Below are 16,289 nucleotides of genomic sequence, written 5' to 3'. Positions count from 1 at the left end.
AACACCCCGAGCGGCGGCCGGTGCCGTCAGTGGAGTTCCTCGGCGAGCTGGTCCCAGTCCGTGACGACCGGCAGCAGGTCCCCGGCCAGCCAGGCGGCGCTCTGGTCGTCGTGGTGCGGGTCGCCGGGCACCCCGCAGGTGCCCAGGGGGACCACCCAGCGGCTGTCCGAGCGGCGGGCCAGGTCCCAGACGAAGCGCGCCGCCGGCCCCCGGAAGCACCAGTGGGTGACTCCGGGGACGCTGGAGGTGGCCAACACACAGTCGTGGTCACCGTCGAGCCGGGGGCCGGGCCCGGTGTCCGGGCCGGGCAGGGCCCGCCACGGCGCCAGCCGGTGCAGGTCCCCCCAGGGCACCTGCCCGGCCGCCGCGTCGGCGACCTCCTCGGCCGCCGCGCGTACCAGCGCGGTGACATCCACACCGGGCAGCGGGGTCGTGCCGAGCAGGTGCTCCAGCGCGTGACCGACGCGCGGCGTCAGCGCCAGCCAGGGCGCGAACACCTCGGGGTACGCGGGCAGCTCGGCCAGCTCGGCCAGCGCCGGGTGGGCGGCGATGCGGCGTACGACAGCCGCCCGCAGGAGGGCGTACGCCGCCGCGTCAGTGCTGTCGGCGGCCATCCGGCGGTCCCAGCGCAGCAGTCGTTCACGCAGCGCGGCGGCGGCCGGACCGAGCCCCGTCGAGTCGGCGAGGACCGTCAGCAGCGGCCCGGCCGCGCCCAGGTACGTGTCGGTGTGCACCGACGCCATCTCGTCGGCCGTCCAGGCCGGACGGGCGTCGAGCAGCTCGGCGATGCGACGCGCCCGGTGCGCTGCGGCGAATTCCACCCCGAGTGGCGCCGCCAGCCCGCGCTCGTTGGCCATCACCGACCGGCCGACCACCTCGGCGCGGGGCATCGGCGCGTGCCAGCCCTGCCAGGCGTAGGCGGCGTCCCATCCGGGGACCACCCGCCGGCCGTTTCCCGGGTGCCGCACCGGCACCGCCCCGGCGACCCGGTGCAACAGCCCTCCGGCGGTGTCCGCCGCCTGCACCACGTTGACCGGCTCCACCCAGTGCCGCAGCGCGTGGTCCACGTCGGCCACGGTGCGGGCGCGCAGCAGCTCCGGCAGCGTCGCGAAACCGAGGTCGCCCCGGACCCGGGGTGGGTAGCGCAGGCTGACGGCGCTCTCGTCGTCCGGCCCACCGACGATCACCGGACCACGGTCGGTCTCCACCACCTCGACCTCGACCGGCTCGGCCCCGGCCACCTCGATCGTCTCGACGTGGCGGTGCGCCGGTCGCCAGCCGTCCGGGCCGAGCGCCTGCACCCGGGGGCCGTCGCGGCGCAGCCGCTCCGCGTACACGTCCTGGTAGTCGGCCATCGCGTTGGTGATCGCCCAGGCCACCGGACCGGTGTGCCCGAAGTGCGCGATGCCCGGCACACCCGGCACCGCCAACCCGACCACGTCGTACTCCGGGCAGGCCAGCCGGATCTGCTGGTAGACGCCGGGATCCTCGATGAACCGGTGCGGATCGCCGGCGAGCAGCGCGGCCCCGGTGCCGGTGCGCTCGGCGGCGAGCAGCCACCCGTTGCTGCCGGCCACTGCCGGCCCGTCGGTGGCGAACAGGTCGACCGCGTCCGGCCCGAGCCGCTGCGCCACGTGCTCGCGCCAGAGCTTGCCGGGGAACCCGGCGAACAGGATGTGGTGGCCCAGCCAGACCGCGAGCGGCGTCCATGGCTCCCACCGGCCCGGGCGCAGCCCGGTGGCGGCGAACTCCGGTGACCGGGCCGCCCCGGCGGCGAGACCGGCGTTGACGCCGTCCACGTAGGCGCCCACCCACTCGGCGGTCGCCGGGTCCAGTGCCGCGTGGCAGCGGCGTGCGGTGTCGTCGAGCCGGACCTGCCGGACGAACCGGTCCCAGCCGAGCGCGTCGGGGCCGAGGAACGCCGCGCTGGTGCCTTGGGCGCGGTGCCGTTCCACCTCGATCTGCCAGGCCCGGTCGTACGCGGTCACCCGGCCCTGCGCCGCCGCCAGCGCGAGCGGGTCGTCGGCCCGCAGGTGTGGCACCCCCCACGGGTCGCGGAACCGCCGCGCGTTGCTGTGCTCGCTGGTTCGCTCGCTGCGCTCGCTCACGCCGGCTCCGGGGCCAGGGTGGTGGCGCGGCGTCGGGCCGCGGGGACGACCAGCGGGGTGCCCGTCTCCGGGTCGTCGATCACCCGGCAGGGCAGCCCGAACACCTCCGCCACCAGGTCGGCGGTGACCACCGACGCCGGCTCCCCGGCGGCCACCACGCGCCCGTCGCGCATGGCGATCAGGTGGGTGGCGTAGCGGGCCGCGTGGTTCAGGTCGTGCAGCACCGCGACAAGGGTGCGGCCCTGCTCCTCGTGCAACCGGGCGCAGAGGTCCAGGATCTCGATCTGGTGGGCGATGTCGAGGTACGTCGTCGGCTCGTCGAGCAGCAGCAGGGGCGTCTGCTGGGCCAGCGCCATGGCGATCCAGACCCGCTGCCGCTGCCCGCCGGACAACTCGTCCACCGCCCGGTCGGCGAGATCGTCGACCCCGGTCGCGGCCATCGACTCCTCGACCACCCGCTCGTCCTCGCGGGACCACTGCCGCAGCAGCCCCTGATGGGGGTAGCGACCCCGGGCGACCAGCTCGGCGACGCTGATGCCGTCCGGTGCGATCGACGACTGCGGCAGCAGGCCGAGCGTACGGGCCACCTTGCGGGCCGGCAGATCGTGAATGTCCCGTCCGTCCAGCAGCACCGCACCGGCGCTGGGGCGCAGCATCCGGGACAGGGCGCGCAGCAGCGTCGACTTGCCGCACGCGTTCGGGCCGATGATCACCGTGAAGGACCTGTCGGGCACCGCCACGGTCAGGTTCTCGGCGATGGTGCGCTGGTCGTAGGCGAGGGTCAGCGCGGTGCCGCCGAGTCGGGAATCGCCGGGTCGCATGGGTGCTCCTTCGAGGGCGTCACGGGTGTTCACAGCCGGCCCACCCGACGTTCCATCGCCAGCAGCCAGACCAGGTAGCCGCCGCCGATCACGCCGGTCACCACGCCGACCGGGAGTTGGTGCCCGGCGAACGCGCGCTGCGCCACCAGGTCGGCGCCGACCAGCAGCGCCGCGCCGACGGCCATCGACGGCAACAGGTTGGGCCCCGGGGACCGGGTCAGTCGTTTCGCCACGTGCGGGGCGACGAGCGCCACGAAGGACACCGGCCCGGCGGCGGCAGCCGCGAACGAGACCAGCAGCACGGCGGCAGCGAGCAGCACCAGGCGCAGCCGGCGTACCGGCACGCCCAGGGCGCTGGCCGCGTCGTCGCCCAACTCCATCATCCGCAGCGCCGGGGCGCAGCCGACGAGCACCAGCGGCGCCAACACGACCAGGACGGCGAGCAGCGGCCCGGCGTTGGCCCAGCCCCGCCCGTCCAGGCTGCCGGTGAGCCAGAGAACCGCGCGGGCGGCTTCCATCAGGGGCGCCCGGGTCAGCAGGTAGCCGTTGACGCCGGTCAGGATCGCGGCCACCCCGATGCCGACCAGGATGAGCCGGTAGCCGTGCACTCCGCGCCGCCAGGCGAGCGCGTAGATCACCAGACCGGTGCCGAGGCCACCGACGACCGCCGCCCCGGCCAACGCCAGGCTGCTGCCACCGAGGACGACCACCACCAGCGCCCCGGTCGACGCGCCCTGGGTGAAGCCCAGGATGTCCGGGCTGCCCAACGGGTTGCGCACCAGCGACTGGAACACCGTGCCGGCGAGAGCCAGGGCCGCACCGACCAACAGGGCGGTGACCAGCCGGGGCAGGCGCAGCTCGAGCACGATGAACTGCTCCGCCACGGTGCCACCGCCGGTCAGCGTGCGTAGCACGTCCGCCGGCCCCATCGGGTAGTCACCACTGCCCAGGGCCACCAGACCGAACCCGGCGGCAAGCACCGCAGCGCCGGCTCCGACACCCAACGCGCGGGGCCGGAACCGCAGCGACAACCCCCATGACGTACGCAGAACTGTCACGGTTGCGCCACCGGTCGGCGGGTGACCAGCCACAGGAAGAGCGGGCCGCCCAGCACGGCGGTCACCATGCCGACCTGGAGCTCTCCGGGGCGGCCCAGCACCCGGCCGAGCACGTCGGCGCCGAGCAGCAACGCCGGTGCGAGCACCGCGCAGTACGGCAGCAGCCAGCGCAGGTCCGGGCCGGTCAGGGCGCGGACCAGGTGCGGCACCAGCAGCCCGACGAAGACGATCGGCCCGCACGCGGCGGTCGCCGCGCCACAGAGCAGGGTGACGGCGACGATCACGGCGGCGCGGATCAGCGCGGGTCGAGCGCCGAGGGCGCGCGCCGCGTCATCGCCGAGCGCCAGCGCGTTCAGCGGACGAGCGGCACCGAGCGCGACCAGCAGCCCGATGAGGATGAACGGCAGTACCCGGGTGACGGTCGCGGAGTCCGCGCTGGCCAGTGAGCCGACCGTCCAGAAACGCAGCCGCTCCAGCGACGCGGTGTCCAGCAGCATCACCGCGCTCACGTAGGAGTAGAGGGTGGCGTTGAGCGCCGCTCCGGCCAGCGCGAGTCGGGCCGGGGTGGCGCCGCGTCCGCCGCCGACGGCGTAGACGAGCGCGGTCACCGCCGCCGCGCCGAGCAGCGCGAACCAGACGTACCCGCCGACGGCGGTGACGCCCAGGAACGCGGCGGCGGTGGCGACGGCCGCGGACGCGCCGGCGTTGATGCCGAGCAGCCCGGGGTCGGCGAGTGGGTTGCGGGTGAGGGCCTGCATGACCGCGCCCGCCACACCGAGGGCGGTGCCGGCGAGCAGCCCGAGCAGGGTGCGGGGCAGACGCATCCGGTGCACGACGGCGTACTCGGTGGCGTCGCGGTGCAGCAACCCGGACCAGACGTCGGCGAGCGGCATGGCCTTCGCGCCGACCGCGATGCTGAGCACCACGATCGCCGCGAGCAGTGCCACGGCGGTGACCAGGCCGGCGGCGCGGGCCGCCCGACGGCCACGCCGGCTCGGGGGTGCGGCCGTTTCCCTGGCCGGCACGGGCGGTGCCGGTCGGGTGACGGTGGGTGTGGCGTCCAGTGTGGGCTCCGGGGTGGTGGCGACACGGCGAACCGCTGTTGACAATGACCGAGGTTAGGCTAACCTAACCCCGCTGCCCTGGTCGACACCGGCCAACCCTTGATCGAAAGACAACACCATGCCCGATGCTCTGTCCGCCCGCCGCCTCTCCCGCCGTGGCCTGCTGGCCGCCGGTGGCGCTGCCACGCTGGCCACCCTGCTCGCTGCCTGTGGCAAGGACGACGCCGCGAAACCCGCCGCCAGCACCGGAAGTGGTCCCTGGTCGTTCACCGACGACCGCGGCACGAAGGTCGAGGCGGCGGCCCGTCCGACCCGCGTGGTGGCCTTCACCGGCGTGGCGGCGGCCCTGATCGATTTCGGTCTCGACAAGCAGCTCGTTGGCGTGTTCGGTGAGACCAAGCGCGCCGACGGCACTGCCGAGCCGCAGGCCGGCGACCTGAACGTCGAGGGCGTCGAGATCCTCGGCAACGTGTGGGGCGAGTTCAGCCTGGAAAAGTACGCGGCGCTGCGCCCCGAACTGCTGGTCACCCACATGTACGACCCGGACGCGCTCTGGTACGTGCCGGACGAGAGCAAGGCCAAGATCCTCCCGCTGGCGCCCAGTGTGGCGATCACCACCGCCCGGGTGCCGATGACCAAGCCCATCGAGCGGTACGCGGCGCTGGCCGAGTCGCTCGGCGCGGACCTGTCCGCGAAGAAGGTCACCGACGGAAAGGCCCGCTTCGACGCCGCCTCCGAGGCGGTCCGGCAGGCGGTCAAGGCCAACCCCGGGATCAAGGTGATGGCCTGCTCCGGCAGCCCCGACCTCTTCTACGTCTCCAACCCGAAGGTCAGCACCGACCTGATGTACTTCGCCGAGTTGGGCGTCGACATCGTGGTCCCCACCAAGCTCGAAGCCGGCGACTACTTCGAGGCGCTGAGCTGGGAGAGCGCCGGTAAGTTCCCGGCCGACCTGATCCTGCTGGACAACCGCAGCACCGCCTTGCAGGCCAAGGACCTCACTGCCAAGCCGACCTGGCAGCAACTGCCGGCGGTCAAGGCCAACCAGGTGAGCCCGTGGGACGCGGTACCCCGCTTCTCGTACGCCGGCTCCGCGCCGCTGCTGGAGAACCTCGCCACCGCCATCCGGAACGCGAAGAAGGTCAGCTGACGCCATGAGTACGAGCGCCGCCGCACCGATCGCCTCGCAGTACCGCTTCTACGCCGCGCACGTCGTCCGGGCCCACCGGGTCGGCGCCTCGCTGATCCGGGTCACCTTCGGTGGCGCGGAGCTGGCCGACTTCGCCGGCGGCGGCCGGGACCAGAGCGTCTCACTGTTCCTGCCGCACCCCGGGCAGCACGCCCCGGTGGTCCCGGTCGAGCAGGGCGAGGACTGGTTCGGCGGCTGGCGGGCACTGCCGGCGGACGTCCGCGCGGTGCTGCGCTCGTACACCATCAGGGAGCACCGCCCGGCCGACACCGCTGTTGACATCGACTTCGTCAGCCACGGCGACACCGGCCCCGCCTCCCGCTGGGCGGCCCTGGCCGGCCCCGGCGACCGGGTGCTGCTGCTCGGCCCGGCGGTGCCCGACAACCGCAGCGTCTGCTTCCGCCCGCCGGACGGCACGGACCTCGTGCTGCTCGCCGCCGACGAGACCGCGCTACCGGCCGTCGAGGGCATCCTGGCCTGGCTGCCCGCCGGCACCCGGGTGCGCGCCTGGATCGAGGTGCCCGACGCCGCGGACATCACCGATCTGCCTACCGAGGCCGACGCCGAGATCAAGTGGATCGTGCGGGGCAGCACACCGCCGGGCAGTGACCTGCTGGTCAGCTCCGTTCGCGCCGCCAGGCTCCCCACCGGCGGCACCCCGTACGCCTGGGTCGCGGGTGAGTCCGGCGTGGTGCGGGCGCTGCGCCGGCACCTCGTCGACGAGCGCGGCTTCGACCGCCGGAGGGTGACCTTCGCCGGCTACTGGCGACGCGGATTGTCCGAAGAGGACCTGCGTGCCGAGGCGCTGGCCGGCGCCACCGCCTGACTGACGACCCCAATCGATCGGCAGCACTGCCCCGAGGCGCACCGCCGCGCCGGGGACGGTTCCGGCTGCCCCTCGTCGAGAACGTGGAAGGACATCCCGTGACCGTGCCGACGTACCCCGTCGAGACCACCACGCCGCCACCGGCGTCAACCGCCGCGCGGGCCCAGCTGCTGCATGGCGGCTCGGTCGAGCAGTACCGCCGGACGATCGCCGACGGCGTCGACCGGGTCGCCCGCCGAGTGGCCACCGTGGACCGTCCCGGCACTGGGATCACGCCGGCCGAGTTGGCCCCCCTGGTCGACCGGGTGGACCTGGACCGTCCGCTGGGCGACGCCGGCGCCGCCCTGGACGAGCTGGAGAACGTCTACCTGCGCGACGCCGTCTGGTTCCACCACCCCCGCTACCTGGCACACCTCAACTGCCCGGTGGCCATCCCGGCGCTGCTCGGTGAGGCGGTGCTCACCGCAGTGAACTCCTCACTGGACACCTGGGACCAGAGCGCCGGGGCCACCCTCATCGAGCGCCGGCTGATCGACTGGACGGCCGAACGGATCGGCCTCGGTCCGCACGCGGACGGCATCTTCACCAGCGGCGGCAGCCAGTCCAACCTCCAGGCGCTGCTGCTGGCCCGGGAGGAGGCGTGCGCTGCCGCCATCGACCCGTCGGCGCGCGCCGAGCTGCTGCCCCGGCTGCGGGTGATCACCTCCGCCGCCGGTCACTTCAGCGTGCAGAAGTCGGCCAAGCTGCTCGGCCTCGCCCCGGACGCGGTGATCGCGGTGGCCACCGACACCCGCCGGCGGATCAGCGCGGCGGCCGTCCGCGAGGAAATCGTGCGGTGCCGCCAGGCCGGGCTGGTGGTGATGGCCGTCGTCGGCACCGCCGGCACCACCGACTTCGGCTCGATCGACCCGCTCACCGAACTGGCCGGGATCTGCGTGGCGGCCGGTGTCTGGCTGCACGTGGACGCCGCGTACGGCTGCGGTCTGCTCGTCTCGCCGACGCGCCGGCACCTGCTCGACGGCATCGAGCGGGCCGACTCGGTCACCGTCGACTTCCACAAGTCGTTCTTCCAGCCGGTCAGCTCCAGCGCGCTGCTGGTCCGCGACCGGCGGACGCTGCGGCACGTCACCTACCACGCCGACTACCTCAACCCTGCCCGGATGGTGGAGCAGCGCATCCCCAACCAGGTCGACAAGAGCTTGCAGACCACCCGCCGTTTCGACGCGCTGAAGCTCTGGCTCACCCTGCGGGTGATGGGCCCGGACGCGCTCGGCGGGCTCTTCGACGAGGTCGTCGACCGGGCCGCCGACGCCTGGCAACTGGTCAGCGAGGACCCGCGCTTCGAGGTGGTGACGCGCTCGGAGCTGAGCACCGTGGTGTTCCGCTACCTGCCCACCGGCCCCGGCCGGGAGCTGGCCGACGCCGCCAACCTGCACGCCCGGGAGGCCCTCGCGGCATCCGGCCTCGCCGTGGTCGCCGGGACCCGGGTGGACGGCCGGCACTTCCTGAAGTTCACACTGCTCAACCCGGAAACCACAGTCGACGACGTCGGGTACGTGCTCGACCTGATCGCCACCCACGCCGGCCAGTACGTGCACGACCACGTCGACGCCGACCTGACCTGCCCCGTCGGCTGACGCCGGTGACCACGAACCCGCGCCTGGAGACCCCGATGTCCACCCACGACTTCATCGCCATCGGGTTGGGCCCGTACAACCTGGGCCTGGCCTGCCTCACCGCGCCGATCGACGAGCTCGACGGGGTGTTCCTGGAGGCCCGGCCGAGCCTCGCCTGGCACCCCGGCATGCTGCTGGAGTCGGCCCGGTTGCAGACCCCGTTCATCGCCGACCTGGTCAGCCTCGCCGACCCGACGTCGCCGTACTCCTTCCTCAACTACCTCAAGGAGATCGGCCGGCTCTACCCGTTCTACATCCGGGAGAGCTTCTACCCGCTGCGCAGTGAGTACGACGCGTACTGCCGGTGGGCGGCGGCGAAACTGCCGAACCTGCGCTTCGGTCAGAGCGTGACCACTGTGGAGTACGACAGCGCCGACGAGCGGTACGTGGTGCGGGCAAGCACCGGCACGGGGGAGACCGTGGAGTACCGGGCCCGGCATCTGGTGCTCGGCACCGGCACCCCGCCGCACCTGCCTCCGGCCGTTGCCGACCTGCCGGGCGACGCCGTGCACAACTCCCACTACCTGGAGCACCGCACGGCGCTGCGCACCAAGCGCAGCATCACAGTGGTGGGCAGCGGGCAGAGCGCCGCCGAGATCTACCACGACCTGCTCGGCGACATCGACCGGTACGGCTACCAGCTCAACTGGGTGACCCGGTCGCCGCGGTTCTTCCCGCTCGAATACACCAAGCTGACGCTGGAGATGACCTCACCGGACTACGTGGACTACTTCCACGCGCTGCCCGAGGCGACCCGCTACCGGCTGGAGTCCGAGCAGAAGGGCCTGTTCAAGGGGATCAACGCCGACCTGATCAACGACATCTTCGACCTGCTCTACGCGCACAGCGTGGACGGGCCGGTGAACACCCGCCTGCTCACCAACACCGAGCTGGTCAGCGCCGAGCACCAGGACGGGCAGTACACGCTGGGGTTGCGTCAGGTGGAGCAGGAGCGCGACTTCGTGCTGCGTACCGAGGGGCTGGTGCTGGCCACCGGCTACCACTATCGGGTGCCGGAGTTCCTCACGCCGGTGTCAGACCGCATCCGCTGGGACGCGCACGGCCGCTTCGACGTGGCCCGCAACTACAGCATCGACCACAGTGGGCGGGGCATCTTCCTGCAGAACGCGGGCACCCACACGCACAGCATCACCTCACCGGACCTGGGCATGGGCGCCTACCGCAACTCCTGGATCATCAGGGAGCTGCTCGGCCGCGAGTACTACCCGATCGAGAAGAGCATCACCTTCCAGGAGTTCGGGGTGTCGTCGTGACGACCGTCTTCACCCGGGTCGACGAGGGGCTCGGTGAGTTCGCGCTGCGGCAGCTCGATCCGCACGCCGACGCGGCGCTGCTGCACGCCTGGGTGACCCACCCGAAGGCGGCGTTCTGGATGATGCAGGACGCCGACCTGGCCCAGGTCACCGAGGAGTACCGGCGCATCGCCGAGCACCCGCACCATGACGCGTACCTCGGCCTGTGGCGGGGGAGTCCCGCCTTCCTGGCGGAGCGCTACGACCCGGCCCACGTCGAGCTGGTCGGCCTGTACGACCATCAGCCCGGTGACGTGGGCATGCACTTCCTCTGCGCGCCGGTCGACGCCCCCGTGCACGGCTTCACCCGGGCGGTGATCGGCACCGTCATGGCGTGGCTCTTCGACGACCCGACGACCCGGCGGGTGGTGGTCGAACCGGACGTGCGCAACACCGCCGTGCACGCGCTGAACGCCGCCGTCGGCTTCACCGTCGTCGGCCCGATCGCCAAGCCCGAGAAGGACGCGCTGCTCAGCGTCTGCACCCGAGCCCAGTTCCAGGCCGCTGCCGACCGCGCCGCTGCCGACCGCGCCGCTGTCACCCGAACCGAAGGAGCCCCGGCGTGACCACCACCGCCGTCCCCACCCACCCGCCCGTCGCCACCGCGCACAACGCCTCCGGCGACCCGGTCGGGCACCTCACCCCGCAGCGTTGGGCCCGGGCCAACCGGCTGCTGGTCCGCAAGGCGTTCGCCGAGTTCACCCACGAGCGGCTGCTCACCCCGGAGGCCGTGGCCGGCCCCGACGACCGGCAGTGGTACGAGGTCCGCAGCGACGACGGCACTGTCACCTACCGGTTCGCGGCGCGGGTGCTCGCCCTGGCGCACTGGCAGATCGACGCGGACAGCATCACCCGACACCGCGACGGCATCGCCCTGGCCCCGGACGCGGTGGACCTCATCGTCGAACTGCGCGACACCCTCGGGCTCTCCGCGCGGGTGCTCCCGGTCTACCTGGAGGAGATCACCTCGACGTTGGCGGGTACGGCGTACAAGCTGGCCCAGGCCGCGCCGAGCGCCGCCGAGCTGGCCGAGGCGGACTTCCAGACCATCGAGACCTCGATGACCGAGGGCCACCCCTGCTTCGTGGCGAACAACGGCCGGCTCGGGTTCGGCGTCGACGAATACCACCTGTACGCCCCGGAGGCCGCCGCGCCGGTGCGGCTGGAGTGGCTGGCCGCGCACCGGGACCACTCGACGTTCAGCAGCGCCGCCGACCTGGACTACGACACGCTCATCGAGAGCGAGCTGGACGCCGAGACCCGGGCCCGGTTCGCGGCCACGATGGCCGATCTCGGGCTGGACCTCGCCGACTACCACCTGATCCCGGCGCACCCGTGGCAATGGTGGAACAAGCTGGCGGTCACCTTCGCCGGTGAGCTGGCCGAGCGGCGGCTGGTGCACCTCGGCCCCGGGCCGGACGTGTACCTCGCCCAGCAGTCCATCCGCACCTTCTTCAACGTCAGTGAGCCGGGTCGGCACTACGTCAAGACCGCGCTGTCGGTGCTGAACATGGGCTTCATGCGGGGGCTGTCGGCCGCGTACATGGAGGCCACCCCGGCGATCAACGACTGGCTGGCCGACCTGATCGCCGCCGACGAGGTGCTGACCGGCACCGGCCTGACCGTCATCCGGGAGCGGGCCGCGGTGGGCTACCGGCACCGGCAGTACGAGGCGGCGACCGAGCGCACCTCCCCGTACCGCAAGATGCTGGCCGCCCTGTGGCGGGAGAGCCCGGTGCCCGAGCTGACGCCGGGGCAGCGACTGTCCACCATGGCCGCACTGCTGCACGTCGACGACGAGGGCGGCTCACTGGCGGCGGCGCTGATCGCCCGGTCCGGCCTGGCGCCCGAGGTGTGGCTGCGTCGCTACCTGGACGCCTACCTGACCCCGCTGCTGCACAGCTTCTACGCCCACGATCTGGCCTTCATGCCGCACGGCGAGAACGTCATCCTGGTCCTCGACGAGCAGGACACCGTCCAGCGGGTGATCTTCAAGGACATCGCCGAGGAGATCGCGGTGATGAGCGACAAGGTCGAGCTGCCGGCGGCGGTGGAGCGGATCCGCGTCGAGGTGCCCGACGACACCAAGCTGCTGACCATCTTCACCGACGTGGTGGACTGCTTCCTGCGGCACCTCAACGCGGTCCTGGTCGAGGCCGGCGTGCTCGCCGAGGACGATTTCTGGCGCACTGTCGCGGCCTGCGCCGCCGACTACTTCGACCGGGTGCCGCACCTGGCCGAGCGGGTCCGCCACTACGACCTGTTCGCCCCGGAGTTCACGCTGTCCTGCCTCAACCGGCTGCAACTGCGCAACAACCAGCAGATGATCGACCTGGCCGACCCGTCGGCGGCGCTCCAGTTCGTCGGCACCCTCACCAACCCGCTGGCCGCCCACGCTCCGGCCCGGTGACCGCTATCGCGTTTGGTCAGCGGGCACGCCAACGGGTGCAATAGGCGGATGGGAGTTCTGAGTACCGCGAGCCTGTTCGCCGCCACAGTGACCACCGGCCTGACCGCCGGGCTGTTCGCCGCCTTCGCGTACGCGGTCATGCCGGGTCTGGCCCGCACCGACGACCGGACCCTGGTGCTCGCCATGCGGCGGATCAACGAGTCGATCCTCAACGGATGGTTCGCGGTGTGCTTCGGCGGCGCGCTGCTGTTCACGTTGCTGGCGGCGGCGCTGCACCTGGGGGCCGAGCGTCGGGCGGTGCTGCCGTGGATCGTCGCCGGGCTGGTGCTGTACCTGGTGGTGCTCGGCGTCACCGCCGTGGTCAACGTGCCGCTCAACAACGTGCTGGCCCGCGCCGACGACGTCGACGACGTCACCGACCTCGCGGCGCTGCGGGCGCGCTTCGAGGTCACCTGGGTACGCGGCAACGTGGTCCGCGCCGTCGCGTCGACCGGCGCCTTCGGGTTGCTGGCGTGGGCGCTGGTGGCCGAGGGACGGCTGCTCGGCTGAGGCCGGATGGGAGGGCGACCGACCGGGCCGCGTCGGCTCAGTCGGTCGGCTCCGCCGTGCCGGCCCGCTGGAACGCGCGGGCCAGCTGGGTGAGGTCGAAGCCCTCGAAGTGCTGGAGGAACCGGCGGCGTACGGCGGCCAGGTGGCTGGGCCAGGACTCCTGCAGGCGGGCGTAGCCCGCGTCGGTGAGGACGGCGTTCCAGCCGCGCGCATCCTCCTCGCACCGTTCCCGCCGGACCAGGCCCTGCGTCTCCAGCCGGATGATCGTGCGGGTCATGCCGCTGAGGGAGAGGTGGCAGAGCGCGGCGAGCTCGTTCATGCGCATCCGCCGGTCCGGTGTCTCGGAGAGGTTCATGAGCGCGGTGTACTCGGTGAGCGGTAGCTGACGGTCACCGACCATGTCCGCGTCGATCGCGCGGGGCAGGACGTGCATCACCTGGCCCAGGGCGCGGACCAGGGATTCCTCGTCTGGAGTGAGGGGCTGCGGGCTCGCTGCGGAGGGGTTGGGCATCCTCCTATCATACTTGTTTGACTGAGCAAATGCTCACCCTCCGTGTGACCACGCCCATAGGCCACATATTTGCTTGACCAATCAAGCGCCGGTTAGCGTTCCCGTCGTCAGGCAAGGACCTCTGAAAGGCGCCACACATGACCAGGATCGGGATCATCCTCGGAAGCACCCGCCCGGGGCGTAACGGCGAGGCCGTCGCCCGCTGGGTGCTCGAGATCGCCAAGCAGCGCTCCGACGCGGAGTACGAGCTGATCGACCTGCTCGACTACCAGCTGCCGCACCTCGACGAGGCGTACCCGCCCTCGATGGGCCAGTACACCCAGCCGCACACCAAGCGGTGGGCCGAGACGATCGCGTCGTTCGACGGGTTCATCATGGTCACCCCCGAGTACAACCACTCGACCTCGGGTGCCCTGAAGAACGCGATCGACTTCCTCTACGGCGAGTGGAACAACAAGGCCGTCGGCTTCGTCAGCTACGGCTCGGTCGGCGGGACGCGCGCCGTGGAGCACCTGCGTCTGATCTCCGGTGAGCTCCAGATGGCCGACGTGCGCTCGCAGGTCGCGCTGTCGCTCTTCACCGACTTCGAGAACTTCAGCGTCTTCAAGCCCAACCAGTTCCACCAGGACTCGCTGACCGCCACGCTCGACCAGGTGGTCGCCTGGAGCACGGCGCTCGCTCCGCTGCGCAAGGGCTGAGCGTTTCGCGCCTTCCGGAAACGGCCGTGGGGGATCCCACGGCCGTTTCCGGACGTTCAGGCACGCTCTGCACCGGCGAGCAGGTCCAGCGAGAGCTGCCACAGTCGCGCCGCCGCCGCGGGGTCGATCGCGTGGTCGGCCACGCCGCGCAGCGGGTCCGCCGGGTCGTGGCGCACCGCCTGCTGACAGTCCTCGAAGTACCGGCCGCCGATGCCCTCCAACTGCGGCCCCGAGGCGAGCAGCACGGATGTCGCGGCTCCCTGCTGCGGGGTCTTGAAGTCGAACGCCGGAAGCTGGGCGTAGTCCTCCTCGGTGAGGTGCCGTCCCAGGTTGGTGGCGACCGCGCCCGGGTTGGCCACGTTGACGGTGATGCCGTCGCCGGCCCAGCGCCGGTTCGCCTCGACCGCGAACAGCGCGGTGGCGGTCTTCGACTCGCCGTAGGCGAGCAGACGGTCATAGGGGCGTGCCCGGAAGTTGACGTCCTCGAAGACCATCGGGGCCTGAACGTGGGCGATGGAACTCAGCGACACCACGCGGGCCCGACCGGCCCCGGCGAGCGCCCGGTGCAGCCCGTTGGCGAGTGCGAAGTGGCCGAGGTGGTTCGTGGCCAACTGCAACTCCCAACCCTCCGCCGTGCGCATCTCGGGGGTCGCCGACACCCCGGCGTTGTTGACCAGGATGTGCAGGGGCCCGTCCCAGGCGGCCACGAACGCGGCGACCGACCGCTGGTCGGACAGGTCCAACGGTGCGACCCGGAGCAGCCGGTTCCCGGTCCCGGCGCCGATCTCCCGCGCGGTCCGTTCTCCGGCCCGCACGTCCCGTACCGCCACTGTCACCTCGGCGCCCGCCATGGCGAGCGCCCGGGCGGTCTCCACTCCGATGCCCGACGAGGCACCGGTGACGATGGCGCGTCGCCCGGTCAGGTCGACACCGGCCACGACGTCGGTGGCGGTGGATCGGGCGTCGAACGGCGTGCTGACGCGTGTTTCCGACATGAACGTCTTCCTTCGGTGGTGTCCTCACGTGGCGGTGCCCGGCTCGCCGTACCGGCGTACGGTGTGCCGGCGCCGCCCTTCACACCGATCGTGCGCGGACGTCTGCGCGGACGGCCAACACGCTCTTCCTGGCGTGGCTACAGTCTGTTCCTGTGGCCACGCCTGAGCTGCGACAACTGCGGTACTTCCTGGTCCTCGCGGAGGAGCTGAGCTTCACCCGGGCCGCCGCCCGCCTGATGATCGCCCAGCAGTCGCTGTCGCAGCAGATCACCGCCCTGGAACGCGCCCTCGGGGCGAAACTGTTCGACCGTGACAGCCGCGGCACCACCCTCACCGACATCGGCGCCCTGTTCGTGCCCGAGGCGCGCGCCGTCACCGACCGCGCCGAACAGGCCGTCGCCGTCGTGGAACAGGCCCTGCGGGGTGAGGTCGGCACCCTCCGGCTCGCCTTCCTGACCACCGTCGCCAACCACCTGCTGCCCCCGGTGGTCCGGGCAGTCCGCCAGCACCTCCCCAATCTGCACCTGGTCACCGAGTCCACCAGCATCGCGCCCCTGGTGCAGGGCGTCCTCGACGGGCGGTTCGACGTCGCCTTCACCCGGACCCCGCTCGTTCCCGGCCTGGAGTCCAGGAGACTGACGACCGAACCGGTCTGCGCGGTGCTGCCCGAGGGCCACCCGCTCGCCGGGCGAGACGAGTTGACCCTCGCCGACCTGGCGAACGAACCGTGGGTCATGACCCCGCGCAGCTCCTGGGAACCCTGGCATCGCGCCTACGAGGACCAGTTCCGGGAAGCGGGCTTCGTACCGACCGTCGTTCAGGAGGAGTCCGGTGTGCAGAGCCTCCTCGGCCTGGTCGCCGCCGGGCTCGGCGTCACCCGACTCGCCTGCTCGGCGGCGAGTCTTCGCCGCACCGGCGTGGTGTTCGTCCCGCTGGCCGGCGCCTACGCGTACACCGAGATGGTGTGGTTGGCGGGCAACACCGCGCCCGCGCTGCACCGGTTCCTGGACGTGGTCACGGAACTCGCGGCGACCACCGACCTCACCAGCACCGGCTGACGGTGAGCCGGCC

Annotated in this window: 15 protein-coding genes; 9 read left to right on the top strand and 6 right to left on the bottom strand. The window is 72.3% G+C overall.

What is annotated here, in order from left to right:
* Positions 1–26 precede the first annotated feature (26 nt).
* From GA0070561_RS10125 to GA0070561_RS10110, 4 genes are read right to left on the bottom strand one after another with little or no spacing between them, the layout of a single operon-like run.
* The gene (locus tag GA0070561_RS10125; protein ID WP_091398780.1) at positions 27–2,108 is read right to left on the bottom strand and encodes a penicillin acylase family protein; all 2,082 of its coding nucleotides are present in this window, start codon (positions 2,106–2,108) and stop codon (positions 27–29) included.
* Positions 2,105–2,929, bottom strand: a complete 825-nt coding sequence (locus GA0070561_RS10120; RefSeq protein ID WP_091398778.1) for an ABC transporter ATP-binding protein — start codon at positions 2,927–2,929, stop codon at positions 2,105–2,107. Before GA0070561_RS10120 ends, GA0070561_RS10125 begins: the two co-directional genes overlap by 4 nt.
* A gap of 29 nt (positions 2,930–2,958) precedes the next feature.
* Positions 2,959–3,987 carry a FecCD family ABC transporter permease gene (locus GA0070561_RS10115; RefSeq protein ID WP_091400134.1) on the bottom strand — a complete coding sequence of 343 codons (1,029 nt, stop codon included), beginning with the start codon at positions 3,985–3,987 and terminating at the stop codon, positions 2,959–2,961.
* A complete protein-coding gene (locus tag GA0070561_RS10110) occupies positions 3,984–5,096 on the bottom strand; it encodes a FecCD family ABC transporter permease (RefSeq protein WP_373861499.1) in 1,113 nt (370 codons plus the stop codon). Before GA0070561_RS10110 ends, GA0070561_RS10115 begins: the two co-directional genes overlap by 4 nt.
* A 73-nt stretch (positions 5,097–5,169) precedes the next feature.
* Here GA0070561_RS10110 and GA0070561_RS10105 point away from each other — a divergent pair, with 73 nt between their 5' ends.
* The 7 genes from GA0070561_RS10105 (at position 5,170) to GA0070561_RS10075 (ending at position 13,014) form a co-directional block, all read left to right on the top strand.
* A complete protein-coding gene (locus tag GA0070561_RS10105) occupies positions 5,170–6,201 on the top strand; it encodes an ABC transporter substrate-binding protein (protein ID WP_091398771.1) in 1,032 nt (343 codons plus the stop codon).
* A 4-nt stretch (positions 6,202–6,205) separates the two neighbouring features.
* Positions 6,206–7,066 carry a siderophore-interacting protein gene (locus GA0070561_RS10100; protein WP_091398769.1) on the top strand — a complete coding sequence of 287 codons (861 nt, stop codon included), beginning with the start codon at positions 6,206–6,208 and terminating at the stop codon, positions 7,064–7,066.
* A gap of 98 nt (positions 7,067–7,164) precedes the next feature.
* A complete protein-coding gene (locus tag GA0070561_RS10095; RefSeq protein ID WP_141710344.1) occupies positions 7,165–8,703 on the top strand; it encodes a pyridoxal phosphate-dependent decarboxylase family protein in 1,539 nt (512 codons plus the stop codon).
* A gap of 35 nt (positions 8,704–8,738) precedes the next feature.
* On the top strand, positions 8,739–10,016 hold the full coding sequence (locus GA0070561_RS10090) for a lysine N(6)-hydroxylase/L-ornithine N(5)-oxygenase family protein (RefSeq protein WP_091400129.1): 1,278 nt from the start codon (positions 8,739–8,741) through the stop codon (positions 10,014–10,016).
* The gene (locus tag GA0070561_RS10085) at positions 10,013–10,621 is read left to right on the top strand and encodes a GNAT family N-acetyltransferase (protein ID WP_091398765.1); all 609 of its coding nucleotides are present in this window, start codon (positions 10,013–10,015) and stop codon (positions 10,619–10,621) included. Before GA0070561_RS10090 ends, GA0070561_RS10085 begins: the two co-directional genes overlap by 4 nt.
* Positions 10,618–12,465 (top strand): IucA/IucC family protein, encoded by a 1,848-nt coding sequence (locus GA0070561_RS10080; protein WP_091398764.1) that lies wholly within the window; start codon positions 10,618–10,620, stop codon positions 12,463–12,465. Before GA0070561_RS10085 ends, GA0070561_RS10080 begins: the two co-directional genes overlap by 4 nt.
* Positions 12,466–12,513: 48 nt before the next feature.
* Positions 12,514–13,014, top strand: coding sequence for an anthrone oxygenase family protein (locus tag GA0070561_RS10075; RefSeq protein WP_091398761.1), 501 nt, complete (start codon positions 12,514–12,516; stop codon positions 13,012–13,014).
* Between the two features lie 37 nt (positions 13,015–13,051).
* Here the strand turns inward: GA0070561_RS10075 and GA0070561_RS10070 are convergent, their stop codons facing one another.
* The gene (locus GA0070561_RS10070; RefSeq protein WP_091398759.1) at positions 13,052–13,525 is read right to left on the bottom strand and encodes a MarR family winged helix-turn-helix transcriptional regulator; all 474 of its coding nucleotides are present in this window, start codon (positions 13,523–13,525) and stop codon (positions 13,052–13,054) included.
* Positions 13,526–13,662: 137 nt separating this feature from the next.
* On the opposite strand from GA0070561_RS10070, the gene GA0070561_RS10065 reads away from it, so the two are divergent.
* Entirely contained in the window at positions 13,663–14,223 is a 561-nt protein-coding gene (locus GA0070561_RS10065; RefSeq protein ID WP_091398756.1) for an NADPH-dependent FMN reductase, read from the top strand.
* 56 nt (positions 14,224–14,279) lie between these two features.
* On the opposite strand, the gene GA0070561_RS10060 is transcribed toward GA0070561_RS10065, so the two are convergent.
* Entirely contained in the window at positions 14,280–15,218 is a 939-nt protein-coding gene (locus GA0070561_RS10060) for an SDR family NAD(P)-dependent oxidoreductase (RefSeq protein WP_091398754.1), read from the bottom strand.
* 152 nt (positions 15,219–15,370) lie between these two features.
* On the opposite strand from GA0070561_RS10060, the gene GA0070561_RS10055 reads away from it, so the two are divergent.
* Positions 15,371–16,276, top strand: coding sequence for a LysR family transcriptional regulator (locus GA0070561_RS10055; RefSeq protein ID WP_091398753.1), 906 nt, complete (start codon positions 15,371–15,373; stop codon positions 16,274–16,276).
* Positions 16,277–16,289: the final 13 nt, after the last annotated feature.

Source organism: Micromonospora saelicesensis (assembly GCF_900091575.1).
Taxonomy (GTDB): Bacteria; Actinomycetota; Actinomycetes; order Mycobacteriales; family Micromonosporaceae; genus Micromonospora; species Micromonospora saelicesensis.
The sequence above is the reverse complement of the archived record's forward strand: the minus strand, read 5'-3'. Positions and strand labels throughout refer to the sequence as shown.